The organism is Streptomyces sp. NPDC020958 (assembly GCF_055562175.1).
Genome location: NZ_JBVHFU010000020.1, coordinates 113,751 through 136,501, shown reverse-complemented (window position 1 = coordinate 136,501; position 22,751 = coordinate 113,751). Strand labels below are relative to the sequence as shown.

Genomic DNA, 22,751 nt, shown 5'->3' with positions numbered 1-22,751 from the left:
GCCGCTGGTGCTGACGGTCCAGGTGAAGGAGGCCGAACCGGAGGCGCCGGTGGAGTCGGTCGCGGTGACGGTGGTGCTGTAGGTGCCCGCGGTGGTGGGCGTACCGGAGACGGCACCGGTGGAGCTGCTGATCGACAGGCCGGGGGGCAGTCCGGTCGCCGCGTAGGTCAGTGAGCCGCTGTTGGTGCTGCTCGCCGATATCTGCAGGCTCACCGCGGTGCCCACGGTCGAGGACTGGCTGCCCGGGTTGGTGACCGTGACGCCCGAGGTGGGCACGGTGATGTGGCTGCCGACGTTGATGCCGGCGAACGCGTTGCCCACCCCGGCGTACTGGGTGGAGCCGGCGCCGTACAGGGCGGCGGCCGCGTTCAGGGCGGCGGTGCGGGCACCCGCGTAGGTGGTGCTGGACGTCATGTACGACGTCAGCGCCTTGTACCAGATCTGCAGGGCCGCGGCCCGGCCGATACCGGCGACGGCGACGCCGTCGGAGGTGGTGCTGGTGTAGGTGACGCCGTTGATGGTCTTGGTGCCGCTGCCCTCGGAGAGCAGGTAGAACATGTGGTTCGCCGGACCCGACGAGTAGTGCACGTCGAGGTTGCCGACCCCGGAGTACCAGCTGTCGGCCGACGAACCGTCCTTGCTCGGCTTGTCCATGTACCGCAGCGGCGTGCCGTCGCCGTTGATGTCGATCTTCTCGCCGATGAGGTAGTCGCCCGGGTCGGAGGCGTTGTTGGCGTAGAACTCCACGCCGGTTCCGAAGATGTCGGAGGTCGCCTCGTTCAACCCGCCGGACTCGCCGGTGTAGTCGAGACCGGCGGTGTTCGAGGTGACACCGTGGCTCATCTCGTGGCCGGCCACGTCCAGCGAGGTCAGGGCGTGGGTGCCGCCGGTACCGTCGCCGTACGTCATGCAGAAGCAGCTGTCGTCCCAGAAGGCGTTGACGTAGTTGCTGCTGTAGTGGACGCGGGAGTAGGCGGCGGTGCCGTCGTTCTTGATGCCGCTGCGCCCGAAGGTGTTCTTGTAGAAGTCCCAGGTCTCCTGGGCTCCGTAGGCGGCGTCGGCGCCTGCGGTCTGGGTGTTGGAGCCCGAGCCGGTGCCCCAGACGTCGTCGGAGTCGGTCATCAGCGTGCCGGTGCCCGACGTGGCGTTGTTGAGGTTGTACGTCTTGTGGCCGCCGCGCGTGGTGTCGTACAGCTGGTACGTCGAACCGGACAGCGTGGTCGACAGGGACACCGTGCCGCTGTACTGGGTGTTGCCGGTGCCGGACTTGACGGCCTGGTAGCGGTACAGCTCCTTGCCGGTCGTCGCGTCCGTGATGACGTGCAGCTGGCTGGGCGTGCCGTCGTCCTGGAAGCCGCCGACCACGGTCTCCCAGGCGAGCCTCGGGATGCCGGTTCCGGCCCAGATCACCTTGCGGGCGCTGTCGGTGGTGGCCTCGGTGGCGTCGAGGGCCCTGGCGGTCCTGAGCGCCTTGGTGGCGGCCGCCGCCTTGGTGACGGTCGGGCTGACGGAGGCGACCTTGATGGCGTGCCCGTTGTTGAAGGTGGTGCTCACCGTGCCGGCCGCGAGGGAGGCCGGCGGGGTGTGCACGACCAGGTCGCCGCCGAGGACGGGGAGGCCGTCGTAGGTGCGCTCGTAACGGGTGTGCAGGGTGCCGTCGTTGTCCTTCACGACGTCCTTGACGACCAGTTTCTCCTTGGCGCCGAGTCCGATGGTGCGGGCGGTCGCGGCGGTCCCCTGCCGGGCGCTCTTGAGCAGCGCGCCGTGCTGGGCGGGGGTGAGCCTGGCCTCCAGGCCGCCGGTGCGCAGGGGACTGGGGTGGGGCTCGGCGGGCTGCGCGTTCGCCGGGACCGACTGGATGCCGACGGCGAGGAAGGCCGCGGTGGAGACCAGGGCGGCCCCGACCGTGGCGCGTCTGTGGGGAAGACGTCTCACTCGTACTCCTCCTGCTACGGCCGCCGGGTCGCGGCCGGTGAGGGACCCGGACAGCCGGATGTGCTGTCCGGGACGAGCTGAGCTGTGCGGGAACCGGGATCCGGGACCGCGGTACGCGGTCCGTGGTCCGTGGACACGCCCTGGGGGAAGCGTGTGCTCCGCGAGGATTCCAGTTTTGACCCGCACATGTCAGCCACACGGAGGTCATTCGAGGGTTTTCCCTATGCACCGCCGGACGGCCGCCTCGACCCCGGCCTCACCGGGACGGCGTGCGCACCATGAAGACGTCCACCGGGTCCTCGGCCTCGACGGTGAACCCGTGCCGCTCGTACAGCCGCCGGGCCGCACTGCCCCGCAGGACGTTCAGCCGGACCCGGGCCCCGTCGCGGTCGCACCGCGCCAGCAGCTCGGCCAGGACTCCCGAGCCGATCCCGGCCCCCTGGAGCTCCGGAGCCAGGTAGAAGTGCTCCAGCCAGAACGCGTCCTCGGCCGGTCGCAGCGCCACACACCCGGCGAAGGCGCCGTCCACCTCGATCACCGAGGTGCGGTCGGCGTCGAACCCGTCCCGCAGCCGTTGCCGGACGCGCTGCGGGTCGTACCGCCCGAGCCGCTCCAGATCGGCCCGCAGCACGACGGCGCGCAGCTCGGCCAGCGCCTCGACGTCCGCCGGTGACGCCGACCGTGTCCTCCAGCCCCGCATGATCACCACGCTATCCGGTGCGGCCCGCCACCAAGGGGCCGGGGTGGGAGAACAGCGAGGTCGGCCGCGCCGTTTTATCCTGGTTCGGCCGGAGTGTGCTCCCACCCCACACGGAAGGGGCTCCTCATGCGGGTCTTCATCGTGGGCACAGGCAACATGGCGGGCGGTATCGCCACCCGGGCCCTGGCGGGCGGACACACGGTCCGGCTGATCGGCACGGATCCCGCGAAGGCCGGCACCCTCGCGAAGGCACTGGCCGAGCGGGTGGCGGGGGCCGACGTGGAACCCGCCGTGCCGGACGCGGTCGGGTCGGCGGACGTGGTGGTGCTGGCCGTGCCGTTCGACGCGGCCCGCGAGGTCGTGACCGAGTACGGGGACCGGCTCGCCGGGAAGGCGGTCGTCGACATCTCCAACCCGGTGGACTTCGCCACCTTCGACTCGCTCACGGTGCCCGCGGACAGCTCCGCCGCGCAGCAGCTAGCCAAGGCCGCCGCGCCGGGCACGCATCTGGTCAAGGCCTTCAACACCACCTTCGCGGGCGCGCTGGTCGCGGGCCAGGTCGGCGGACTGCCGCTGGACGTGTTCATCGCGGGCGACGACGCCGCGGCCCGGGACCAGGTGGCCGAGCTGGCCGCCTCCGGCGGGCTCAACCCGGTGGTCGTCGGCGCGCTGCGCCACGCCCGCGAACTGGAGGGCATGCAGCTGCTGCACATGGCCCTGCAGACACGGCCCGAGGGACACGGCTGGATGAGCGCGATCAAGATCGTCCCGCCCTGAGCACCCGCCCGTGCCGCCCCGGCAGGCGCCTGACGGCCTCCCCGCCCCTGGCACCCGCCCTGGCACCCGCCCTGACCCCCGCTCTCGCCGCTGCGTTGATCATTGCTACGGTTCCGGCGTGTCTGACTCCTCACGCGAGACCGCAGAGGGCGCCGGCTGGGGCGAGGCCGAGCGGGGTGCCTACCGGCGGCTGATGCCGGACCACGTCCGGAAGCTGTTCTGGTTCGACCCGGCGACCATGTGGGCGGCCCGCAACGGTGTGCTGGCCTCCTGGTTCGGCGACCCGACCGGCCGCACCCGCAGCCGCTGGGTGGCTGCCCGGGAGGCCGCCGGAGCGCCCGCCGACAAGGTGATCCGGCGTCATGAGGCCGACCGCTTCTCGTTCATGGTGATCGGCGACACCGGTGAAGGGGACGACTCCCAGTACGCCGTGGTGCCGGGCTTCCTGAAGGCGGGCCGGGACACCGACTTCGCGGTGATCGCGAGCGACGTGATCTATCCGGTCGGCACCACCGACGACTACGGCCCCAAGTTCTTCCGCCCGTACCGGGACTATCCCGCCCCGATCTACGCCATACCCGGCAACCACGACTGGTACGAGGACCTCGGCGCGTTCATGCGCGTCTTCTGCGACGACACCCCGCCCCTCGCCCCCGAGCCGAGGCCCCGTCCGCTCACCCGTGCCTGGTGGCGCACCCTGCTGTGGCACCGGCCCCGCCCGGCCGACGAAGAACTGCTCGCGCAGGCAAGGAAGTTGAGGCCGAAACCGGAGCAGACGGCCGTGCAGCCGGGACCCTACTGGGCGATCGACGCCGGTCCGGTCCGGATCGTCGGCATCGACACCGGTCTCCTGGGCACGATCGACGCCCGACAGGGCGCCTGGCTGCGGGAGGTGTCCCGAGGGCCGTGCCCGAAGATCCTGGTCACCGGCTCCCCGCTGTACGTGGACGGCGAGCACCACCCGTGCCCCATCGAGGGCGGCGGCACGGTCGACGACATCGTCCGCGACCCGGCCCACCACTACGTGGCGGCGATCGGCGGCGACATCCACAACTACCAGCGGTACCCCGTCGACGCGGCCGGCCGCACCATCCAGTACGTGGTCGCGGGCGGCGGCGGTGCCTTCATGCACGCCACCCACACCATCCCTCGGGTCTCGGTCGCGAACGTCACCGAGGACGACTTCCGCTGCTACCCGCTGCGCGGCGACTCGCTCGCCTTCTACAGCCGGCTGTACGGCCGCAGACTGCGTCTGCCCCGCCTGTTCACCCTCACCGAGGCGGAGGCGACGGCCGTGATCGCCGAGCGGCTCGGCATCAGGCCCGCCCGCACGCCCCACCCGGACACCCGGGTCAGCCGCCGCGCCCGGGTGGTCGCTACCCTGCTCGGCGCCGGCAGCCGTCCGGACCGCGGTCCCCGCTTCCGGCTGCCGGTGAAGAAGATCTACACCCAGCTGTTCTCCCCCGGCTCGGTCAGTTACAGCCCGCCGTTCTTCAAGTGCTTCCTGCGCCTGGACGTGAGCCCGGAGGCAGTACGGCTGCGCTGCTTCGCGGCCACCGGCAACCGCCCGCAGGAGCTGAACCCGCCGGTCGAGGACGAGATCGTCATTCCGCTCGTCTGATCACACTCCCGCAATGTTCGGGTGCCACAATCAGGGCAGAACTGACGTACGACAGCTGGAGGATCGGTGCCGTCCACTCCCCGCCCGCTGCGCAGACTGGGCTTCCTCACCATCGGCCTGTTCGACGGGGCGGACCCGGCCAAGGGGCACGAGTCCACGCTGGAGATCATCGAGCTGGGCGAACGGCTGGGCTTCGACAGCGCCTGGGTGCGCCACCGGCACCTCCAGTACGGCATCTCGTCCCCGGTCGCCGTCCTCGCCGCCGCCTCCCAGCGCACCAGCCGGATCGAGCTGGGCACCGCGGTGATCCCGCTGGGCTGGGAGAACCCGTTGCGGCTCGCCGAGGATCTGGCGACCGTGGACCTGCTGTCCGGCGGCCGGCTCAACCCCGGTGTGAGCGTGGGGCCGCCCATGCACTACGAGCAGGTCAGGGAGGCTCTCTACCCGGACACGGCGGACAGCGAGGACTTCGGCTACGAGCGGGTGCGGCGGCTGCTGGACTTCGTGCGCGGCAAGCCGGCCACCGACTTCAGCGGGGTGGAGGGCTTCGAAATCTTCTCGGACGTGGTCCAGCCGCACTCGGCCGGACTCGGACGTCGCCTCTGGTACGGCGGTGGCAGTCTCGGTTCGGCACGCTGGGCGGGCGAGCACGGCATGAACTTCCTGACCAGCAGCGTGGTCAAGGCCGAGGGACCGGACGCGGCGGGCGGCGCCCACGACTTCGCGGAGATCCAGCGCTCGCAGATCGCCGAGTTCCGTGCCCACCACCCCGACGGGGAGGCGGCCCGGGTCTCCCAGGGGCTGGTCGTGATCCCCACCGACTCCGCCACACCCGAGCAGCGCGCGAAGTACGAGGCGTACGCGGCCAAGCGGCTGCCTCGCACCACGGCCCCGCAGGGTCCGGCGCGGCTGCTGTTCGCGCCGGACCTGGTGGGCACCTCGGCCGAGATCGCCGAGCGACTGCACGCACACGCCGGGTTCCGCGAGGTGGACGAGGTGGCCTTCGCGCTGCCCTTCACCTTCGAGCACGAGGACTACGTCCAGATCCTGACGGACATCGCGACCCACCTCGGCCCGGCCCTCGGCTGGCGACCCGGAGCCGTGTAAGGGTCACGGGGTCACCACCGCCGTACCGCCGTGCCGGTGACCGGTTCCGACGGTCGGCCGTCCACGCCGACCGGGACCTCACCGTGCAGCATCACCCGGTGCATGACCCGCGGGAAGCCGAGGTGGGCGTTGTCGCCGGGGGCCAGGTGGATGGTGGCCCGGTTGTCCCAGAAGGCGACACTGCCGGGTTCCCAGCGGAAGCGGACGGTGTACTCGGGCCGTACGGCCTGGTCGAGGAACATCTCGAGGAGCGCGGCGCTCTCCGGCCGGGAGACGTCGACGATCTGCTCGACGTAGTAGCCGTTGACGTACAGCACCCGCTCACCGCTGTGCGGGTGCACCCGGACCAACGGGTGCACGGACGCCACCTGGTGGTCCAGCAGATGGCGGAGATAGGAGTCGTCCCCCGGCCGGGGCTGGTAGCCGACACCGAGCCGGTGCTCGGCCCGCAGCCCGTCGGCGAAGGCCCGCACGGGTGCGGACAGCCCGGCGTAGGCCGCGGCGAGATTGGACCAGGTGGTGTCACCGCCGTACGGCGGGACGGTCTCGGCGCGCAGGACGGTCGCCGCCGGCGGGTCGACGCGGGCGCCGTGGTCGCAGTGCCAGCCGCGCAGCAGGGTGTGCCGGCGCCGCTGGAGCCACTCCTCGTGCTCCATCCCGAACCGCCCGCCCAGCTCCAGCCGGTCGGCGGTGGTCTCCACCTCGGGGAAGTCCACGGGGGAGGCGCTGCCGCGCCGTCCCAGGACGACGGGTTCGCCGAAGCGGCGCGCGAAGGCCACATGGGCCGCGTGGTCGAGCCGCTGGTCGCGGAAGAAGACCACCTTCCAGCGCAGTACGGCCTCCCGGATGACGGCGACCACGGACTCGTCGAGGTCCTCGGCGAGGTCGACCCCGGTGATCTCGGCACCGATGTGCCCGGCGACGGGACGCACCGCGACCGTCCGGTTCCCCGTGCTGCTTCCCGTCGTCATACGCACTCCGATGCTCGCGGGTACCGCTTCCCCGAAGATCGTGACAGCCGGGAGCGCCCAGCAGAAGACGCCCCGCTTGATCACCACTCCCCGGTCCGTGAGGGTGGGAAGAGGACACAGTCGAGGGAAGGTCCCATCGTGATCAGCATTCCGGCCTACACGCTCAACGACGACACGACGATCCCCGCGATCGGCCTGGGCACCTGGCCGATGGACGACACGCAGGCGGAGGGGGCCGTCCGGCGCGCGCTCGAAACCGGTTACCGGCTCGTGGACACGGCGCTGAACTACCGCAACGAGACCGGGGTGGGCCGGGGCGTCGCGAGCAGCGGTGTGCCCCGCGAGGAGGTCCGGGTCACGACGAAACTGCCGGGCCGCCACCACGGGTACGAGGAAACCCTCGCCTCCTTCGAGGAGTCCCGGCGGCGGCTGGGCCTGGAGTACGTGGACCTGTATCTGATCCACTGGCCCAACCCCCGGGTCGGCAAGTACGTCGACTCGTGGAAGGCGATGATCAAGCTGCGCACGGACGGGCTGGTGCGCTCGATCGGCGTCTCCAACTTCACCGAGGAGCATCTCGCCCGGCTGGAGAAGGAGACCGGCGTGCTGCCGTCGGTGAACCAGGTGGAACTGCATCCGCTGTTCCCGCAGGAGGAGTTGCGCGCGTTCCACGCGGAGAAGGGCATCGTCACCGAGAGCTGGAGCCCGCTCGGCCAGGACGGGGGGCTGCTGGACGATCCGGTGGTGGTCGGCATGGCGCAGTCGCTCGGGGTGACGCCCGCGCAGGTGATCCTGCGCTGGCACGTCCAGCTCGGTGCCGTGCCCATCCCGAAGTCCGCGGACGCCGAGCGGCAGCGGACGAACCTGGACGTCTTCGGTTTCCAGCTGCGCGACACCCAGATGACGGCCCTCTCCGAGCGCGCCCACCAGCGGCTGGGCGGCGACCCGGACAGCCACGAGGAGTTCTGAACGGCCGACCGGTCCGTCCTGGACCGGCGGTCACTCCTCATGGTGGCGGAGGAGCGGATGCCGTGCCCGACGACGTCGCCGACGACCAGGCCGACCCGGCTGCCGGAGAGCGGGATCACGTCGAACCAGTCGCCGCCGATGCCGGCCAGCGACCCGCAGGGCAGGTAGCGGCGGGCCACCTCGACGGCGGCCTGGCCGGGCAGACCCCTCGGCAGCAGACTGTGCTGGAGGGCGAGCGCGGTGGAGCGTTCGCGGGCGAAACGGCGGGCGTTGTCGATGCAGACGGCGGGGGTCGGCCTTCCACGGCGGGTCCGCGGTGACGGCGTATCCGGTGGTGCGGCCGTCGGCGCCGAGGATCGGACAGCCGGTCAGGGCGATCTCCTGCCGGCGCCCGTCGGCATGGCGCAGGGCGACGGTCCCGAGCGGGCGGCCAGCGCCGCGACCGGGATCGCCTCGGCGAGGAGTTCGTCGGCCGGCCTGCGACGACCGCCTCGGCCGGGCGTCCGGTGAGCACCCGTGCGCCGTCGCTCCACCCCGTCACCCTGCCCAGGACATCGATGACCGCCGCGGCCGCGACACGCTCCATACGCCCCAGGATGAGACCTGTGTCCCAGCGCATCAACCGCGGGACGCGCGGTCTCAGCCCCGGTGGGCGCGGAGTGCGGCGAGCGCGCGGTCGGCGTGCGTGTTCATGCGCAGTTCGCTGCGGACGACCTCCAGGACGGTGCGGTCCTGGGCGATGACGAAGGTGGCCCGCTTGGTCGGGGCGAGCGAGAAACCACGCTTGACGCCGAACCGCTCCCGGACCGTGCCGTCGGTGTCGGAGAGCAGCGGCATGCCGAGCGTGTGCTTCCCGGAGAACTCCTGCTGCCGCTCCACGCTGTCCCCGCTGATCCCGACGGGCCGGGCACCGGCGGCCGCGAACTCGCTCGCCAGGTCCCGGAAGTGGCAGGCCTCCGAGGTGCAGCCCGGCGACAGGGCGGCCGGATAGAAGAAGAGCACGACGGGCCCGTCGGCCAGCAGCTCCGTCAGCGTCCGGGTCGTGCCGGTCTCGTCCGGCAGCGCGAAGTCCTCGACCTTGCTTCCGACCTCGACTGGTCCCGCCATCTAGCGGCCCTCCTCGTTTCGTGCGACGCCGCGCGCCCACAGCACCAGGGGGACCTGGAGCGGCAGCCGGGCGAGGGCCGCGGTCCGGTACGGCTGGGGCCGCTTCTGCCAGTCGACGGCCATCTGGACGTTGGCCGGGAACACGCCGACGAAGAAGGCGGCGGCCGCCCGGGCCGCCGCCGTCCGGGTGCGGGGCAGCGCGATCCCGGCGGCCAGTGCCAGCTCGACGGCCCCGCTCCCGTACGTCCACGCCCGCGGTGACCCGGGCAGGGCCTTCGGGATGGTGGCGTCGAAGGACTTCGGGGCCGCGAAGTGGGCGACCCCCGCGGTGGCAAGCAGCCCGGCGAGCACCAGGGCGGAACGTTCGGACCGGGACACGAAGCCTCCTCTGACGACCTGTCGCCGGATATTACCCGGCGGTATCGCCCCGGGACGCGCCGGGCCCTGTTCCAGGCGGCCGGTCCTGGGTTCCGTCGGCGTCGCGGTGGCTCAGACCGCCGGTGCCGGAGGCACCGCGGCGCCGGCCTCCTGGCCGGGTTCGTCCTCGACCGCGTAGGACAGGAAGTCGTCGACCATACGGTGGCTGAGCACGGCCAGTTGACGCAGTTCCTCCGGCTGCCAGTCCCCCAGGGCCAGCTGCATGCCGCGCGCTCCGGCGTCCCGGACTCGGTCGACGGCTCCCCGGCCGGCGTCGGTCAGTTCGATCCGCTGGGCGCGGCGGTCGTCGGGGTCCGGCACGCGCGTGACATGACCCGCGCGCTGGAGCTGCTGCACGGTGCGGGTCACGTGGGACGCCTCGACTCCGAGCCGCTGCGCCAGCTCCCCCGGGCGAGGCGGCTCGGAGTCGGCGACCTGGCGCAGCAGAGCCACCGCGGCGCGGTCCAGGGGGACTCCCGCGAGCGCCATCAGCCGCTCGTGCCGGCGGGCCCGCGTGCTCGGGTAGGTGATGCGGGTCAGGGCGCGCTCGCTCTCGACGACCTCCGGAGTCGCGGCGGGGACGGCGGGCGGGGAGTTTGTGGACATACCCACCATTTCATCATATTGTTGCATAACTCAAGCAAGTTGGTGGTCGTCGGCGCCCGGCCGGACCGTCCCACGTCCCCAGATTCGTTCCGCACGACAGCCGGGACCCGCGGACAAGAACGTCGCGCACCTCCGTGACGGAGCCCGGACGGCCGGACCCCGTCCCCGGGGACGTCCCACGCGTCCCGGGGTACGCCGGGACGACATGGTGCCTCCCGGTCACGGCAATCCTCCGAATCGTGATCACGCTTCGTGGTCACGGGCACGACAGCACGGAGGTTTCCATGTCCCGTCGGATCCTGAAGCACGGCCTGCTGGCCACGGTCGCGGTGTTCGCGTTCCTGCCCACGGCCGGGGCCGCCACCGCGAGCGCCGCCACTCCGATCCCCGCACCCCAGGGAATCGTGCAGTACTCCCACTACACCACGTTGCCGGCCCCGGCGACCCCCCGTCACCACCGGCACTACACCTACCGCGGCGTCGGCCGGGTGACCACCCACCACGTCCGGCTCAACGTCCGCTCCGGCCCGAGCACCCGTTACCGCGTGGTCGGCCACCGGCACAGCAGCCGGCTCGTCCCCGTGACCTGCAAGACCTGGGGCGGCTCGGTGCGCGGCACCCACATCTGGTACCGGCTCCCGCACCGCAGGGGCTACGTCACCGCCCGCTACGTCCGGGTCGGGCACGCCGTCCCCTGGTGCTGACACCCGCGCGACACTGACCCTCCCCGCCCGCCGTACTCCTTGACCGTCGAGGCCTGTTCGGGAACCCCCGCGTCCCGCACAGGCCTTCGACGCGCCCCCCGTTTCACCGTCTTCACACCTGTCCGCCGGTTGCGGACCCGGCCCTCATGGGAAGCCATCCCGACAACAGGGGCGAAACGCCCATAGCGTAATGAAGTCGAGGCACGCACCATGCGGCACCCCGAAGGAGCGCCCACCACCCCACCGGACGATTCGCCCGCGGCACGGCTGCGCGAACTCAGGGAACGTACGGGGCTCAGCCTGGCGGCGCTGGCCGCCCGCACCCCGTACAGCAAGTCCGCCTGGCACCGCTACCTATCCGGCGCCAAGCGCCCGCCGCGCCCGGCCGTGGAGGCGCTGGCCCGGCTGGCGGGCGTGGACCCGGACGCCGTGCTGGCGTTGTGCGAGGCCGCCGAGGAGCCGCCGGCCGTCGTACCGGCCCCTCTGCGGCCACAGGCGAGGCGGTGGTGGCGGCTGCCGCTGACCGCGCTCGCCCTGCTCGCGGTGGCCGGGGTGACGGTGGCCGCCATGACCGTCTCGTACCGGCGCGGCACGCCGGGCGCACAGCCCGTCTCCGCGGCGCCGGGCTGCCACGGCCGGTCCTGCCAGGGCGAGTTGCCGGACGCCTCGGCGTGCGCCCGGGACGCGCAGACGAAGAGTGCCGTCGCCGACACCGCCTACGACGTCCGGCTGCGCTGGTCCCCCACCTGCGGTACGGCCTGGTCCGAGGTACGGCTGCACACCCCGCACGCCCGGGAGGTCTCGGTACGGGCCGGCCAGGACGTGCTCTCCGCGAGCTATCCCGCCGAGGACTCCGTCGGCTACACCAGCCCGATGCTCGCGGTGTCCACGCCCCGCGGCGTGGAGGCCTGCGCCGACGTCGAGGGGAAACTCGCGTGCACCGGACTCGAGGCGGAGCCCGGCCTGGAGGACTGAGCAAGCGGCGCCGCGCCGGCGGCGGGAGCGCGGCGCCGGACCGGCCGGCGGTGGCGGTCGGCGGGCGGCGGCCGCCCCGCCTCCTCCCGACCGGGGCCGGGTACGGACTGAACGTCGTCCTGATGTCCCAGGTCTGGCACCTGATCCTGGTCTCCTGCATCATCGGCGCCGGTGTCGGCTTCGCGTACGGCGCGATGCCCGCGCTGATCATGGGGACGGTCCCGGCCTCGGAGACGGCCGCCGGGGCGCGGCCGTCCTGGCCTTCGTCCTGGCCTCCTTCCTGACGCCTGAGGCCTGTTCGGGGGAACCGGTGCCGGAAGGGGCGTGCGGTGGACGCGGCCGGTCCACACCTTCTGCGTGACCGTCCTGCCGCTGATCGCGCCCATGCTCGCCACTCCCGGCACGCTGCCGCCCGCCGCCCAGGACGCCCGGTGGGCGTACGAGACCAAGCAGGACGGCCAGCGGGCGGTCCTCTACCTGCCCGGTGACGGCACGCTGGTGCTGCGTGCCCGCTCCGGCGAGGACATCACCGCCGCCTACCCCGAACTCCAGCCGCTCGGCGGGGCCCTGGGCCCGGTTCCGGCGGTCCTGGACGGCGAGGTTCTGGCCCTCGACGAACAGGGCCGCGCCGACTTCCAGTTGCTGCAGAGCAGGATGGGCCTCGCCCACGCTCCGGCCCGGGCGGCGCGGATGGCGGCCCGGGTACCGGTCCACCTGATCCTGTTCGACGTCCCGTTCCTGGAGGAACCGCTGTTCACCGTGGCGTACCGGGGGCGGCGGGCCCGCCTGGAGTCCCTCGCCCTGAACGGGCCGTACTGGTCGACGCCGGGTGCGGTCGTCGGGCACGGCGCCGAGGCGCTGCGGGCCACCCGGGAGCACGGTCTCGAGGGCGTGGTGTGCAAGCGGCTGGACTCGGGCTACGAGCCGGGGGTGCGGTCCCGTGCCTGGCTCAAGATCCGCAACAGACGTGCCGAGGACGTGATCATCGGCGGCTGGCTGCCGGGCAGGGGGCGGCTGACCGGCCTGCCGGGCGCGGTGCTGGTGGGCCAGCGGTCCGCCGACGGACGACTCCGGTACGTCGGCGGGGTGGGCACCGGCTGGAGCGGACCGGAACGCGCCGAACTGGCCGCGCTGCTGCGGGCCGCCGAGACCGGTACCTGCCCCTTCGATCCGGTGCCGGCGGTCGTGAACGCCCACTGGGTGCTGCCCCGCCTGGTCGGCGAGGTCGACTACAGCACGCGCACCCGGGCCGGGCTGCTGCGCCAGCCGTCCTGGCTGCGGCTGCGCCCCGACCTCGCCCCGCAGGAGTCGGCGGCGGACCTGCCGGAGGAGCCGGCCTGAACGGCGGGCCGGTGACCGGACGGCCCGCTCCCCTGCCCGGCGGCCGACACGATGTCGGAATCAGCGCGGGGCCGCTGGGTCTATCGTGTCCGCATGTCCGTGCCCGAGTTGATCCGCATCGTGTCCCGCGACTCGCCGATGGCGCTCGCTCAGGTCGCCCGTGTCCGGGCCGAGTTGGCCGTCCTTCATCCGCGGGTGCGCACCGAGGTCGTACCGGTGCGGACGACCGGTGACAAGTGGCTGGGCGATCTGTCCCAGGTGGAGGGGAAGGGCGCGTTCACCAAGGAGGTGGACGCCGCGCTGCTGGCCGGCGAGGCCGATCTGGCGGTGCACTGTGTGAAGGACGTGCCGGCGGACCGCCCGCTGCCCGCCGGGACGGTGTTCGCCGCGTTCCTGAAGCGGGACGACATCCGTGACGCGCTCATCCATCCGGGCGGTCTGACCCTGGACGAACTGCCGCCGGGCACCAGGGTCGGCACCTCCGCCGTCCGCCGGGTCGCCCAACTGGCGGCGACCCACCCCCATCTGCGGTGCGTGCCGTTCCGGGGCAACGCCAACCGCCGGCTGGAGAAGCTGGCCGCCGGGGACGCGGACGCGCTGCTGCTCGCGATGGCGGGGCTGGAGCGGATCGGGCGTCCCGAGGTTGCCACCGAGGTGCTGGACCTGGAGACGATGATGCCGCCCATCGGCGCGGGCATCCTCGCCCTGCAGTGCCGGGAGGACGACCGGGAGCTGATCGACGCGGTGAGCGGCCTCGGTGATCCCGCCACCCACCGGGAGGCGACCGCCGAGCGGATGTTCCTGCATGTGCTGCAGGGGCACTGCAACAGCCCGATCGCCGGCTATGCCCGGGTCGACCACGCCGGTGAACTGTCGCTGCGGGCCTGTGTGTTCACGCCCGACGGCAAGACCCGGCTGAACGCCCACGAGTGGGCGGGCCGCCTCGATCCGGCGACGCTCGGCACCTCGGTCGCCGTGGCCCTGCTGCGCCAGGGGGCCCGCGAACTCATCGACGGCATCGCGCACTGACGCCGGTCAGGCGGAGGGGCCGGGCTCCGTCTGGTCCTTGAGGAAGGCGGTCACCTGGTGGGCCAGGCTGCCCGGCCCGGCCCCCTGGCAGGCGGAGCCGGCCGTCGACTCCAGCACACCGATGCCGCCCGCCCACAGCCGGCGTTCGGTCCACTCCTCGTCGACGCGCAGGTGGATCTGGATGTCCACCTGGCCCAGGGCGTTCTCCGGGCAGGCCGCGTAGAGGATCGCGGTGGCACGGCGCAGCGGGTAGACGTCGAAGCCCTCGATGAACTGGGAGTTGCGCCAGTCGATGAAGGCACCCTCCCCGTCGGGGCCCACCCGGACGTCGATCTGACCGTCCTCCAGCTGGACTCCGAAGGTGCGTGAGCCCCGGTTCTCGATGGTCACCCGGGCACTGAAGTACGTCAGACCGGCCGCGGCGTCGTCCCGGCCGCGCGGCGGCTCAGCCGCCTCCAGACGGTGGACGCGGACCCGCAGACCGGCATGCTCGTCGTACTCGTGCCAGTCCCCGACCACGTTCGGCTCGTACACAGTGCCCCTCTCGACCCACGCTGTCTATCTGTGGGCTCAGCGCACTGTCAAATGAGCGGAATGCGCTGTGGCCAGGGGGTTCGCCCCCTTTGATCGCTGATCAAGCGTTGCGCAGGGGTTATCCCGCCCCGGTCGTCCGGGGCGGGATCCGGGCGCGTGCCGCACATCACGTCGGCGTCCGGCCCGTCGCAAGATCAGCGGGCGAGGCGGCCGAGCAGCGAGGAGGCCGCGGTGATGCCGAGGGCGGCGGCCACCGCCAGCACCCCGAAGTCGAGGCCGACATGTTCCGGGGTGCCGAGCAGCAGCCCGCGCAGGGCGTCGACTTGGTAGCTGAGCGGGTTGACCTTGCTGACCACCTGGAGCCAGCCGGGCATGATCGCCACGGGGTAGAGGGCGTTGGAGCCGAAGAACAGCGGCATGGTGATGGCCTGCCCGATGCCCATCAGCCGGTCGCGGCTGAGGACGATCCCGGCGATGCTCATCGACAGGCAGGAGAAGAACGCGGAGGCGAGGACGACGGCCAGCCCGACCCCGAGCAGCTTCAGCGGGTTCCAGGTGAGCGAGACCCCGAGGATCGCGGCGATGACGATCACCACGACGGCCTGGATCAGGGACTTCACGCCCGCCGCGAACGCCTTTCCGGTGATCAGCGCCGAGCGTGGGGTCGGGGTGACGAGCAGCTTGTTGAGGATGCCCGCGTCGCGTTCCCAGATGATCTGGATGCCGTAGAAGATGGCGATGAACATCGCGGACTGGGCGATGATGCCGGGCGCCAGGTAGTCGATGTAGGGGATGCCGCCGGTGGGGATCGCCCGGATCCGGGTGAAGGTCTGGCCGAAGATCAGCAGCCACAGGGCCGGCTGGATCGCCCGGGTGTAGAGCTCGGTGCGGTCGTGCCGGAGCTTCTGCAGTTCGACGGCGCACATGGCGACGACCCGGGCGGGCAGCAGCCGCCAGCCGGAGCGCGGCCGGGGCGGGGTCAGCAGCAGGGACGCGGCTGCCGTGCGCTCAGCCGACGCGCTTCGCGGTGCGGCGGGTGCTTCGGACATCGCGGAAACCTCCTGACTGGTCGTCGAGGCCGCTGCCGGCCACGTCGCGGAAGACGTCTTCCAGGGTGGGCAGGGTGTCGGCGCCCTGGCGTTCGGCGAGGCCCTGCCGCAGCTCGGTGGGGGTGCCGAGGGCACGGATCCGGCCGCGGTGCATCAGGCCGACGCGGCCGCAGTGCTGGTCGGCCTCGTCCATGTAGTGGGTGGTGACCAGGACGGTCATGCCGGTGGCTTCGCGTACGGCGTTGATCTGGTCCCAGACGCCGGTGCGGGCGATCGGGTCGAGGCCGATGGTCGGCTCGTCGAGGATCAGCAGCCGTGGCGCGCTGACCAGCGCCTGGGCCAGTTCGAGGCGGCGCACCATGCCGCCGGAGTAGGTGCCGGCGAGCCGGTCGGCGGCGTCGGCGAGGTCGACGGCCGCCAGCGCCTGGGCGACCCGCTCGGCGCGTTCGCGCCGGGGGACGTCGAAGACGCGGGCGAACAGCGCGACGTTCTCCCGTCCGGTGAGCCCGCTGTCGGCGGACAGCTGCTGCGGGACGTAGCCGAGCAGTCTGCGTACGGCCATCCGGTCCTTGCCGGTGTCGTGGCCGAAGACGCGGACCATCCCGGCGGGGACGGGGAGCAGGGTGGTGATGCAGCGGATGGCGGTGGTCTTGCCCGCTCCGTTGGGACCCAGCAGCCCGAAGACCTCGCCCTCGCCGACGGTCAGGTCGAGCCCGTCCACGGCTCTGGTGTCCCCGAAGGAGTAGGAGAGCCCGGTGCAGGCGACCGCGGCGGTGTCCGGCGTCATGATTCCTGGACCTCCTCGTGCAGGGTGACGGCGAGTCTGCGCAGGGCGGGCAGGGCCGCCGCGAGCAGGTGCTGGTCGGCCTCGTCGAGCCGGGCCACATGACCGGCGAAGAGTTCCGCGCGGCGCCGCTGCCAGTCGGCGAGGCGCTGCGCGGCGGCCTCGGTCAGCAGCAGCCGGGCGGCCCGACGGTCGGCCGGGTCGGTCTCGCGCCGCAGGTAGCCGTCCTTGACGAGCTGGTTGACCAGCGTCGACACGGAGTTGCTCGCCAGGTACAGCTCCTTGGCGGCGTCCGAGATGCCGATGCCGGGCCGGGACTCGACCAGCCGCAGCAGCTCCACCTCGGCCCCGCGCAGCCGGGGCACGGCGAGCCCCCGGCGCAGCCGGCGGCGGACCAGCCGCTGGATGCCGAGGAACGCCGCGGCCAACTCATCCGGAAGGGATTCGGGTGCCGGTTCCACGCCTCGAAGATTACCTCTGCTACAGAGGTATCTCTTCCCAAGGATGGGTCAAAGCCTTGAGACGATGAGACCAATCTCACCTTTTCGGATCATTTGTTTTGCTTTGCCCAATTCAGGGCATCTGAGGGTAAGTGCTTCGGATCGGAGGCACGTGCGTGGGAGCCGGTATCTCCGGACGCCCCCCGTGTCCTCTCCGGGATCCGAGCGCGTCCCTCCTACGGTCTGTCCACACCAGCACCTCGCTGAGGAGGTGCGCGCGATGCGTACCACCACCTGCTCCACCCAGCCTCATCCGCACGACGACGCGCCCGACACGGCCGCGGACTTCGTGCGGCTCGCCGAACTGCCCGAGGGCCCGGAGCGCCGGGCGCTGCGCGACGAGCTGGTCGAGCTCTGGCTGCCCATGGCCGAGCGGATCGCCGTGCGGTTCCGCGGTCGCGGGGAGACCCTCGAAGACCTCTACCAGGTCGCCGCGCTGGGCCTGGTGAAGGCCGTCGACCACTACGATCCGGAGCGCGGCCGGGCCTTCGAGGCGTACGCCGTACCGACGATCACCGGCGAGATCAAGCGGCACTTCCGTGACCACATGTGGACCCTGCACGTGCCCCGGCGGGTCCAGGAGCTGCGCAACCGCGTCCGGGTGGCCCTGAAGGAAGCGGGACAGGCCACCGAGGGGCGTGCGCCCACCGTCGCCGAGATCGCGGCGCTGGCCCAGCTCACCGAGAGCGAGGTGCGGGCCGGAATGGAGGCGCTGGAGTGCTTCTCCGCGCTGTCCCTGGACGCCGAGGTGCCCGGCGGCGACGGCTACGTGCTCGGTGACACCCTGGGCGGCGCGGACCCCGGTTACGACCTGATCGTGGACCGGACCGCGGCGCAGCCCTGTCTGCAGGGCCTGCCCGAGCGCGACCGGCTCATTCTCTACCTGCGGTTCTTCCGCGGGATGACGCAGAGCCGGATCGCCGAGCAGCTGGGCATCTCGCAGATGCACGTGTCCCGGCTGCTCACCGCCTGTTTCGACCGGCTGCGCGAGGAGCTGCTGGCCGACGGCGGCTGAGCGCGACCGCTCACTCGACGGCGGGGGCGCCGGGGATCTGGGTCGGGCCGTACCGTTCGAGGGCCTCCGTCAGCTCGACGCGGATCTCGACGGGCATGTCCCCGGTGCGGCCCCAGAGGAGGATCAGGTCCGCGACGTTGCGGAGTCTGATGTTGGTGTGCTGGGAGACCTCCTTGAGCACCTGCCAGCCCTCGTCGGGCGTGCCCCGGCCGAGCGCCACCACCATCCCGATGGCCTGGTCCACCACGGCATGGGAGGAGACGGCCTCCTTGAGCTGGTCCACCTCCTCCTGGGGGTGGAGGATCCGGTCCGGTTCGCTCTCGCTCACACCCCCATCGTCGTCATCCGACTGGGCGAACGCCACCGGGGTACTCGGCAGGCATTCCTCCCGCTTCCGGTTGGAGACTGGTGTCAGACCGTTCCCCGCCGGCCCCGACCCCAGGACGCGAGTGCCATGAACAACGACCTGACTTCCCCCGGCCCCGCGCAGAAGAAGCGGGACGTCGTGTCCACGCACTCGGTGTTCGGCGCCCCCTGCTGGGTGAGCCTCACCAGCCGCGACCTGGAGGCCACGGAGGACTTCTACAGCGCCGTGCTCGGCTGGCGATGGCGCAGTGTGCGGCTCGGCGACCACTTCCGGATCGCCCTGGCGGACGGGGTGCCGGTGGCGGGCATCGCCGCGGTCGCCTCGATGTGGCAGATGGCGGTGGCCTGGACGCCGTACTTCGCCGTGCCGGACGCGGACGAGGCGGTGGCCCGGGCCCGGGAGCGGGGGGGCACGCCGGCGGTCGGGCCGCTGTCCTTCCCGCCCGGCCGCGCCGCGCTGATCGCCGACCGGGACGGTGCCGTCTTCGGCATCTGGGAGGGGGAGCTGGTCTCCAACTGGGAGACCTGGCGACAGGCCGCCCCCACCTTCATCCGGCTGCACACCCGCAACGCCTTCGACTCGGCGATCTTCTACGGGGAGGTCCTCGGCTGGGCCTCCGACAAGCCGGGCTGCTGCGAGGTCGAGTACGAGGGCGGTGAGGTCGTGCTGCGCAGCCGGGGCGACGCCGTGGCCCGTATCGACTCGGGAGCGGTGGAGACGGCCCCCGATCCGTCGGTACGGCCGCACTGGCAGGTCCACTTCGCGGTCGCCGACGTCGGCGAGTGCGCGCGGGCCGCCGAGAAGCACGGCGGCAGCGTCCTGCGGGAACTGGACACGGAGGCGGTGCTGCGCGACCCGGACGGCGCCCAGTTCACCGTGACCGTGCGCCCCCTGCTCCCCTGACTCCGGTCTTGCGGGGCTTGCGGGCCCTGGTGGCCTCCCGCCGTCCCCGGTTCCTGCCGTCCCCGCTGTGTGACGGCCTGGACAGCAGCACCAGGCTGCGGGCCGCCACGGGCAGCCTGGTCCCGGCCTTGCGTTCGCGTTCGTCGGGCATGCCGTCGGGCTCGGCGGTGTCGATGAGGGTGGTCCAGCGTTCGCCGTAGGAGTCGTCGGGCAGCAGGAAGTCGACCGGTTCCCAGTGCCCGTTGAGGAGCAGCAGGAACGAGTCGTCGACCAGGCGTCCCCCGTAGGGATCGCGCTCGGCGATGGCGTCGCCGTTGAGGAAGACCCCGACCGTGTGCGCGTCGGGGCGCTGCCAGTCCCGGTCGGTCATCTCGCGGGCGTCGGGCAGCAGCCACACCAGGTCGGGCAGCGGCTGGCCGGGGTGCACGGCGGTCTCGCCGTGGAAGAAGCGGCGGCGGCGCAGTACGGGGTGGGCGGCGCGCAACGCGATGACGTGCCGGGTGAAGTCGGTGAGGGCCCGCTGTTCCTCGGTGAGGTCCCAGTCGGTCCAGGAGACCTCGTTGTCCTGGCAGTAGGCGTTGTTGTTGCCGCGCTGGGTGCGGCCGAGTTCGTCGCCGTGGCTGAGCATCGGGATGCCCTGCGAGAGCAGCAGGGTGGCGAGCAGGTTGCGCTGCTGGCGGGCCCTCAGTTCGAGGACGGCCGGGTCGGTGGTCTCACCCTCGGCACCGCAGTTCCAGGACCGGTTGTGGCTCTCGCCGTCCCGGTTGCCCTCGCCGTTGGCCTGGTTGTGCTTGTCGTTGTAGGACACCAGGTCGCGCAGGGTGAAACCGTCGTGCGCGGTGACGAAGTTGACGCTCGCCCGCGGCCTGCGCCTGCTGTGCTGGTAGAGGTCGGAGGAGCCGGTGAGCCGGGAGGCGAACTCGCCGAGCGATCCGGGCTCGGCCCGCCAGAAGTCCCGTACGGCGTCCCGGTAGCGGCCGTTCCACTCCGACCACAGCGGCGGGAAGTTGCCGACCTGGTAGCCGCCCTCCCCGACGTCCCAGGGTTCGGCGATCAGCTTGACCCGGCTGATGACCGGGTCCTGCTGGATCAGGTCGAAGAACGCCGAGAGCCGGTCCACCTCGTGGAACTGCCGCGCCAGGGTGGCCGCGAGGTCGAAGCGGAAGCCGTCGACGTGCATCTCGGTCACCCAGTACCGCAGCGAGTCCATGATCAGTTGCAGCACGTAGGGGTGCCGCATCAGCAGGCTGTTCCCGGTGCCGGTGGTGTCGTAGTAGTGCGCCCAGTCGCCGTCGACCAGGCGGTAGTACGACGCGTTGTCGATGCCCCGGAAGGAGAGGGTGGGCCCCATCTCGTTGCCCTCGGCGGTGTGGTTGTAGACCACGTCGAGGATGACTTCGAGGCCGGCCGCGTGCAGTGCCTTGACCATCGCCTTGAACTCGTTGACCTGCTGGCCCCGGCTGCCGAAGGCGGCGTAGGCGTTGTGCGGGGCGAAGAAGCCGATGGTGTTGTAGCCCCAGTAGTTGGAAAGGCCCCGGTCCTGCAACACGCCGTCCTGCACGAACTGGTGGACCGGCATCAGTTCGACCGCGGTGACGCCCAGCGAGGTCAGGTGCTCGACGACCGCCGGGTGCGCGAGGCCGGCGTACGTGCCCCTGAGCCGTTCGGGTACGTCCGGATGGGTGCGGGTCAGACCGCGGACATGGGCCTCGTAGATCACCGTGTCGGAGTACGTCCGCCGGGGCGGACGGTCGTCGCCCCAGTCGAAGTAGGGGTCGGTGACCACACCGAGCATGGAGTGCCCGGCGCTGTCCGCCGGGGACGGCCCGCCGGGCGTGCGCTCGTACAGGGACGCGTGGTTGTCGATCTGGCCGTCGACCGCCCTGGCGTACGGGTCCAGGAGCAGCTTCGCCGGATTGCAGCGGTGCCCGACGTCCGGGTCCCAGGGCCCGGTGACCCGGTAGCCGTAGCGCTGACCGGGTCCGACGCCGGGCAGGTAGGCGTGCCAGACGAAGCCGTCGACCTCGGTCACCGGCACCGGCGTACGGGTCCCCGCGTCGTTCACCAGGACCAGCTCGACCTGCTCGGCGACCTCGCTGAACAGGGCGAAGTTGGTGCCCTGGCCGTCGAAGGAGGCACCCAACGGGTAGGGGTGCCCGCTCCATACGGGCACCCCTTTCCGGGACCTGCTCGCCGTCACCGGGCGCCCTCCAGGACGCGGTCGGCGGATTCGGCCAACTGGGCGACCGGCAGGCTGCGGGGCACCCGGAGCGTCCGGCGCAGACTGGGCGCCGGCGCCGTCGGGACCAGCGGGACCCGCTCGCCGGACCGGGCGCGCTGCGAGAACCAGATGATCTTGCTGCCGGTCTCCGAGGCACAGCAGCCCCAGCCGTCGCTGGTGGCGGCGAGATGCGCCAGGCAGGACCGCAGGTCCTGGTCGGGGCGCAGGTCGCGGTCGTCGTCACCGATGGCGGTGATGAGGTGCTGCCCGTTCCACCACATCTCGATGGACGTGTGCTTGTCGGTCGCGTGCCGGTCGATGGCGGTCAGCAGCAGTTCGGCACCGCGGCAGACGGGGTCCACGAGGTTGTCGAGGTCCCAGTAGCGGAGATGGGCGGCCAGGATGCGGCCGACCTGTCCCACCCGTTCCTGGCTGACCTCGACGTCGAGGTGGTAGTAGCAGGGCACTGCGGTCTTCATTGTCGCTTGCTCCTCACCGGCGTCGGGCTCGCGCTCACCGTCCGGAAACCGTTCCGTACGCACAGCGTGAGCACTGCTCGCTTCTGAGTCACCATCCACAGTGCGGGCGCTACGCCATTCGTGCAACACGAGAGCCGCGGGTGAGCCGTGGGGTGTGGTTGAAGATCCAACAAGACGCTCCGTCATGATGCGTGCACCATGAGTGAAAGCCTCGATTCGCCGTAACGGCTCCGTGCCCCTCCGTGCCCGGACGCCTCCCCCGACCCTCGGGGACACGTGCCCATTCGAGAGCGTCGGAAGGAACGACACGGCCATGCTGCTACCCGCGAAGGCCGAGGTGGCCCGGCAGCTGCGGCGCTACCGGGCGTGGGAGCGAGTGATGCTCGCCTCGCCGCACGACCGCGAGGTGCGGTCCACCTTCGAGGACTCGGGCTACACGCTGTGCGTGCTGATGGGCAAGCGCTGCGCCCGGGAGGCGGTGGACGCGGCCGAGCGCTATCTGCGCACCAGCCTCGTCACCTATGTGCGGGAACAGAGCGGACGGCCCCAGCTGAGCGGGCAGGTCCGGCGCGGGCCGCCGTCGGACCGGCGTTCCGCGAGGCAGTGATCCCACGGACGGACCCGCGGGAAGACACCTGTC

General features: G+C 71.9%; 24 protein-coding genes and 2 pseudogenes. 12 read left to right on the top strand and 14 right to left on the bottom strand.

Annotated elements, in window-relative coordinates; genetic code table 11:
* Both ACZ3KP_RS36880 and ACZ3KP_RS36875 read right to left on the bottom strand, forming a co-directional pair.
* Positions 1-1,935: M4 family metallopeptidase (locus tag ACZ3KP_RS36880; RefSeq protein WP_467505045.1), on the bottom strand; the 1,935-nt coding region annotated here is incomplete at its 3' end.
* Positions 1,936-2,191: 256 nt separating this feature from the next.
* Entirely contained in the window at positions 2,192-2,635 is a 444-nt protein-coding gene (locus ACZ3KP_RS36875; RefSeq protein ID WP_467505043.1) for a GNAT family N-acetyltransferase, read from the bottom strand.
* A gap of 126 nt (positions 2,636-2,761) precedes the next feature.
* Here ACZ3KP_RS36875 and ACZ3KP_RS36870 point away from each other — a divergent pair, with 126 nt between their 5' ends.
* The 3 genes from ACZ3KP_RS36870 (at position 2,762) to ACZ3KP_RS36860 (ending at position 6,140) form a co-directional block, all read left to right on the top strand.
* Positions 2,762-3,412 (top strand): NADPH-dependent F420 reductase, encoded by a 651-nt coding sequence (locus ACZ3KP_RS36870; RefSeq protein ID WP_467505042.1) that lies wholly within the window; start codon positions 2,762-2,764, stop codon positions 3,410-3,412.
* A gap of 118 nt (positions 3,413-3,530) precedes the next feature.
* A complete protein-coding gene (locus ACZ3KP_RS36865) occupies positions 3,531-5,033 on the top strand; it encodes a metallophosphoesterase family protein (RefSeq protein ID WP_467505040.1) in 1,503 nt (500 codons plus the stop codon).
* Positions 5,034-5,099: 66 nt separating this feature from the next.
* Complete coding sequence (locus ACZ3KP_RS36860) at positions 5,100-6,140, top strand: LLM class flavin-dependent oxidoreductase (protein ID WP_467505039.1); 1,041 nt, start codon at positions 5,100-5,102, stop codon at positions 6,138-6,140.
* A gap of 11 nt (positions 6,141-6,151) precedes the next feature.
* Here ACZ3KP_RS36860 and ACZ3KP_RS36855 read toward each other — a convergent pair whose 3' ends face one another.
* The gene (locus ACZ3KP_RS36855; RefSeq protein WP_467505037.1) at positions 6,152-7,111 is read right to left on the bottom strand and encodes a TauD/TfdA dioxygenase family protein; all 960 of its coding nucleotides are present in this window, start codon (positions 7,109-7,111) and stop codon (positions 6,152-6,154) included.
* A gap of 138 nt (positions 7,112-7,249) precedes the next feature.
* On the opposite strand from ACZ3KP_RS36855, the gene ACZ3KP_RS36850 reads away from it, so the two are divergent.
* Complete coding sequence (locus tag ACZ3KP_RS36850) at positions 7,250-8,080, top strand: aldo/keto reductase (RefSeq protein WP_467505036.1); 831 nt, start codon at positions 7,250-7,252, stop codon at positions 8,078-8,080.
* A gap of 38 nt (positions 8,081-8,118) precedes the next feature.
* On the opposite strand, the pseudogene ACZ3KP_RS36845 reads toward ACZ3KP_RS36850, so the two are convergent.
* From ACZ3KP_RS36845 to ACZ3KP_RS36830, 4 genes and pseudogenes are all read right to left on the bottom strand, one after another.
* A pseudogene (locus tag ACZ3KP_RS36845) lies at positions 8,119-8,367 on the bottom strand (PAS sensor protein); the annotation flags it as partial.
* A 352-nt stretch (positions 8,368-8,719) separates the two neighbouring features.
* A complete protein-coding gene (locus ACZ3KP_RS36840) occupies positions 8,720-9,187 on the bottom strand; it encodes a peroxiredoxin (RefSeq protein WP_467505035.1) in 468 nt (155 codons plus the stop codon).
* Complete coding sequence (locus ACZ3KP_RS36835; RefSeq protein WP_132892820.1) at positions 9,188-9,565, bottom strand: DoxX family protein; 378 nt, start codon at positions 9,563-9,565, stop codon at positions 9,188-9,190.
* A gap of 111 nt (positions 9,566-9,676) precedes the next feature.
* Positions 9,677-10,210: a MarR family winged helix-turn-helix transcriptional regulator gene (locus tag ACZ3KP_RS36830; protein WP_467505033.1), complete on the bottom strand. Its 534-nt coding sequence runs from the start codon at positions 10,208-10,210 to the stop codon at positions 9,677-9,679.
* Between the two features lie 284 nt (positions 10,211-10,494).
* Between ACZ3KP_RS36830 and ACZ3KP_RS36825 the strand changes: the two genes are divergently transcribed.
* The 5 genes and pseudogenes from ACZ3KP_RS36825 to hemC all read left to right on the top strand — a co-directional run bounded on the left by ACZ3KP_RS36825 (position 10,495) and on the right by hemC (position 14,259).
* A complete protein-coding gene (locus ACZ3KP_RS36825) occupies positions 10,495-10,914 on the top strand; it encodes an SH3 domain-containing protein (protein WP_467505031.1) in 420 nt (139 codons plus the stop codon).
* Between the two features lie 210 nt (positions 10,915-11,124).
* Entirely contained in the window at positions 11,125-11,889 is a 765-nt protein-coding gene (locus ACZ3KP_RS36820; protein WP_467505029.1) for a helix-turn-helix domain-containing protein, read from the top strand.
* A gap of 83 nt (positions 11,890-11,972) precedes the next feature.
* Positions 11,973-12,131: pseudogene (locus tag ACZ3KP_RS36815) on the top strand (MFS transporter); the annotation flags it as partial.
* Between the two features lie 142 nt (positions 12,132-12,273).
* The gene (locus tag ACZ3KP_RS36810; protein ID WP_467505055.1) at positions 12,274-13,230 is read left to right on the top strand and encodes an ATP-dependent DNA ligase; all 957 of its coding nucleotides are present in this window, start codon (positions 12,274-12,276) and stop codon (positions 13,228-13,230) included.
* A 93-nt stretch (positions 13,231-13,323) separates the two neighbouring features.
* The gene (gene hemC, locus ACZ3KP_RS36805; RefSeq protein ID WP_467505027.1) at positions 13,324-14,259 is read left to right on the top strand and encodes a hydroxymethylbilane synthase; all 936 of its coding nucleotides are present in this window, start codon (positions 13,324-13,326) and stop codon (positions 14,257-14,259) included.
* A gap of 6 nt (positions 14,260-14,265) precedes the next feature.
* On the opposite strand, the gene ACZ3KP_RS36800 is transcribed toward hemC, so the two are convergent.
* The 4 genes from ACZ3KP_RS36800 to ACZ3KP_RS36785 form a co-directional block, all read right to left on the bottom strand.
* Positions 14,266-14,793, bottom strand: coding sequence for a hypothetical protein (locus tag ACZ3KP_RS36800; RefSeq protein ID WP_132892832.1), 528 nt, complete (start codon positions 14,791-14,793; stop codon positions 14,266-14,268).
* A gap of 194 nt (positions 14,794-14,987) precedes the next feature.
* The gene (locus tag ACZ3KP_RS36795; protein ID WP_467505026.1) at positions 14,988-15,842 is read right to left on the bottom strand and encodes an ABC transporter permease; all 855 of its coding nucleotides are present in this window, start codon (positions 15,840-15,842) and stop codon (positions 14,988-14,990) included.
* Positions 15,802-16,629 (bottom strand): ABC transporter ATP-binding protein, encoded by an 828-nt coding sequence (locus ACZ3KP_RS36790; RefSeq protein ID WP_358981640.1) that lies wholly within the window; start codon positions 16,627-16,629, stop codon positions 15,802-15,804. The genes ACZ3KP_RS36795 and ACZ3KP_RS36790 overlap by 41 nt, the downstream gene beginning before the upstream one ends.
* Positions 16,626-17,087, bottom strand: coding sequence for a MarR family winged helix-turn-helix transcriptional regulator (locus ACZ3KP_RS36785; protein WP_467505024.1), 462 nt, complete (start codon positions 17,085-17,087; stop codon positions 16,626-16,628). The genes ACZ3KP_RS36790 and ACZ3KP_RS36785 overlap by 4 nt, the downstream gene beginning before the upstream one ends.
* Positions 17,088-17,346: 259 nt before the next feature.
* On the opposite strand from ACZ3KP_RS36785, the gene ACZ3KP_RS36780 reads away from it, so the two are divergent.
* Positions 17,347-18,141 carry an RNA polymerase sigma factor SigF gene (locus tag ACZ3KP_RS36780; RefSeq protein WP_467505023.1) on the top strand — a complete coding sequence of 265 codons (795 nt, stop codon included), beginning with the start codon at positions 17,347-17,349 and terminating at the stop codon, positions 18,139-18,141.
* A 10-nt stretch (positions 18,142-18,151) separates the two neighbouring features.
* Here ACZ3KP_RS36780 and ACZ3KP_RS36775 read toward each other — a convergent pair whose 3' ends face one another.
* Positions 18,152-18,469 (bottom strand): ANTAR domain-containing protein, encoded by a 318-nt coding sequence (locus ACZ3KP_RS36775; protein ID WP_467505021.1) that lies wholly within the window; start codon positions 18,467-18,469, stop codon positions 18,152-18,154.
* A gap of 126 nt (positions 18,470-18,595) precedes the next feature.
* Between ACZ3KP_RS36775 and ACZ3KP_RS36770 the strand changes: the two genes are divergently transcribed.
* On the top strand, positions 18,596-19,411 hold the full coding sequence (locus tag ACZ3KP_RS36770) for a VOC family protein (RefSeq protein ID WP_467505020.1): 816 nt from the start codon (positions 18,596-18,598) through the stop codon (positions 19,409-19,411).
* Here ACZ3KP_RS36770 and glgX read toward each other — a convergent pair.
* On the bottom strand, positions 19,380-21,584 hold the full coding sequence (gene glgX / locus ACZ3KP_RS36765; RefSeq protein ID WP_467505019.1) for a glycogen debranching protein GlgX: 2,205 nt from the start codon (positions 21,582-21,584) through the stop codon (positions 19,380-19,382). The genes ACZ3KP_RS36770 and glgX overlap by 32 nt on opposite strands.
* A gap of 23 nt (positions 21,585-21,607) precedes the next feature.
* The gene (locus tag ACZ3KP_RS36760) at positions 21,608-22,111 is read right to left on the bottom strand and encodes a pep a2 (protein WP_467505018.1); all 504 of its coding nucleotides are present in this window, start codon (positions 22,109-22,111) and stop codon (positions 21,608-21,610) included.
* Positions 22,112-22,424: 313 nt separating this feature from the next.
* Between ACZ3KP_RS36760 and ACZ3KP_RS36755 the strand changes: the two genes are divergently transcribed.
* Positions 22,425-22,718 carry a DUF5133 domain-containing protein gene (locus ACZ3KP_RS36755; protein ID WP_467505016.1) on the top strand — a complete coding sequence of 98 codons (294 nt, stop codon included), beginning with the start codon at positions 22,425-22,427 and terminating at the stop codon, positions 22,716-22,718.
* Positions 22,719-22,751: the final 33 nt, after the last annotated feature.

What these genes read in the sequence shown, in the direction of transcription:
- ACZ3KP_RS36840 (WP_467505035.1), bottom strand. Translation starts at nt 9,187, where the DNA reads ATGGCGGGACCAGTCGAGGTCGGAAGCAAGGTCGAGGACTTCGCGCTG.
- ACZ3KP_RS36870 (WP_467505042.1), top strand. Translation starts at nt 2,762, where the DNA reads ATGCGGGTCTTCATCGTGGGCACAGGCAACATGGCGGGCGGTATCGCC.
- ACZ3KP_RS36780 (WP_467505023.1), top strand. Translation starts at nt 17,347, where the DNA reads ATGCGTACCACCACCTGCTCCACCCAGCCTCATCCGCACGACGACGCG.
- ACZ3KP_RS36875 (WP_467505043.1), bottom strand. Translation starts at nt 2,635, where the DNA reads ATGCGGGGCTGGAGGACACGGTCGGCGTCACCGGCGGACGTCGAGGCG.
- ACZ3KP_RS36755 (WP_467505016.1), top strand. Translation starts at nt 22,425, where the DNA reads ATGCTGCTACCCGCGAAGGCCGAGGTGGCCCGGCAGCTGCGGCGCTAC.
- ACZ3KP_RS36790 (WP_358981640.1), bottom strand. Translation starts at nt 16,629, where the DNA reads ATGACGCCGGACACCGCCGCGGTCGCCTGCACCGGGCTCTCCTACTCC.
- ACZ3KP_RS36830 (WP_467505033.1), bottom strand. Translation starts at nt 10,210, where the DNA reads ATGTCCACAAACTCCCCGCCCGCCGTCCCCGCCGCGACTCCGGAGGTC.
- ACZ3KP_RS36795 (WP_467505026.1), bottom strand. Translation starts at nt 15,842, where the DNA reads ATGTCCGAAGCACCCGCCGCACCGCGAAGCGCGTCGGCTGAGCGCACG.
- ACZ3KP_RS36825 (WP_467505031.1), top strand. Translation starts at nt 10,495, where the DNA reads ATGTCCCGTCGGATCCTGAAGCACGGCCTGCTGGCCACGGTCGCGGTG.
- ACZ3KP_RS36770 (WP_467505020.1), top strand. Translation starts at nt 18,596, where the DNA reads ATGAACAACGACCTGACTTCCCCCGGCCCCGCGCAGAAGAAGCGGGAC.
- ACZ3KP_RS36760 (WP_467505018.1), bottom strand. Translation starts at nt 22,111, where the DNA reads ATGAAGACCGCAGTGCCCTGCTACTACCACCTCGACGTCGAGGTCAGC.
- ACZ3KP_RS36810 (WP_467505055.1), top strand. Translation starts at nt 12,274, where the DNA reads ATGCTCGCCACTCCCGGCACGCTGCCGCCCGCCGCCCAGGACGCCCGG.
- hemC (WP_467505027.1), top strand. Translation starts at nt 13,324, where the DNA reads ATGTCCGTGCCCGAGTTGATCCGCATCGTGTCCCGCGACTCGCCGATG.
- ACZ3KP_RS36855 (WP_467505037.1), bottom strand. Translation starts at nt 7,111, where the DNA reads ATGACGACGGGAAGCAGCACGGGGAACCGGACGGTCGCGGTGCGTCCC.
- ACZ3KP_RS36820 (WP_467505029.1), top strand. Translation starts at nt 11,125, where the DNA reads ATGCGGCACCCCGAAGGAGCGCCCACCACCCCACCGGACGATTCGCCC.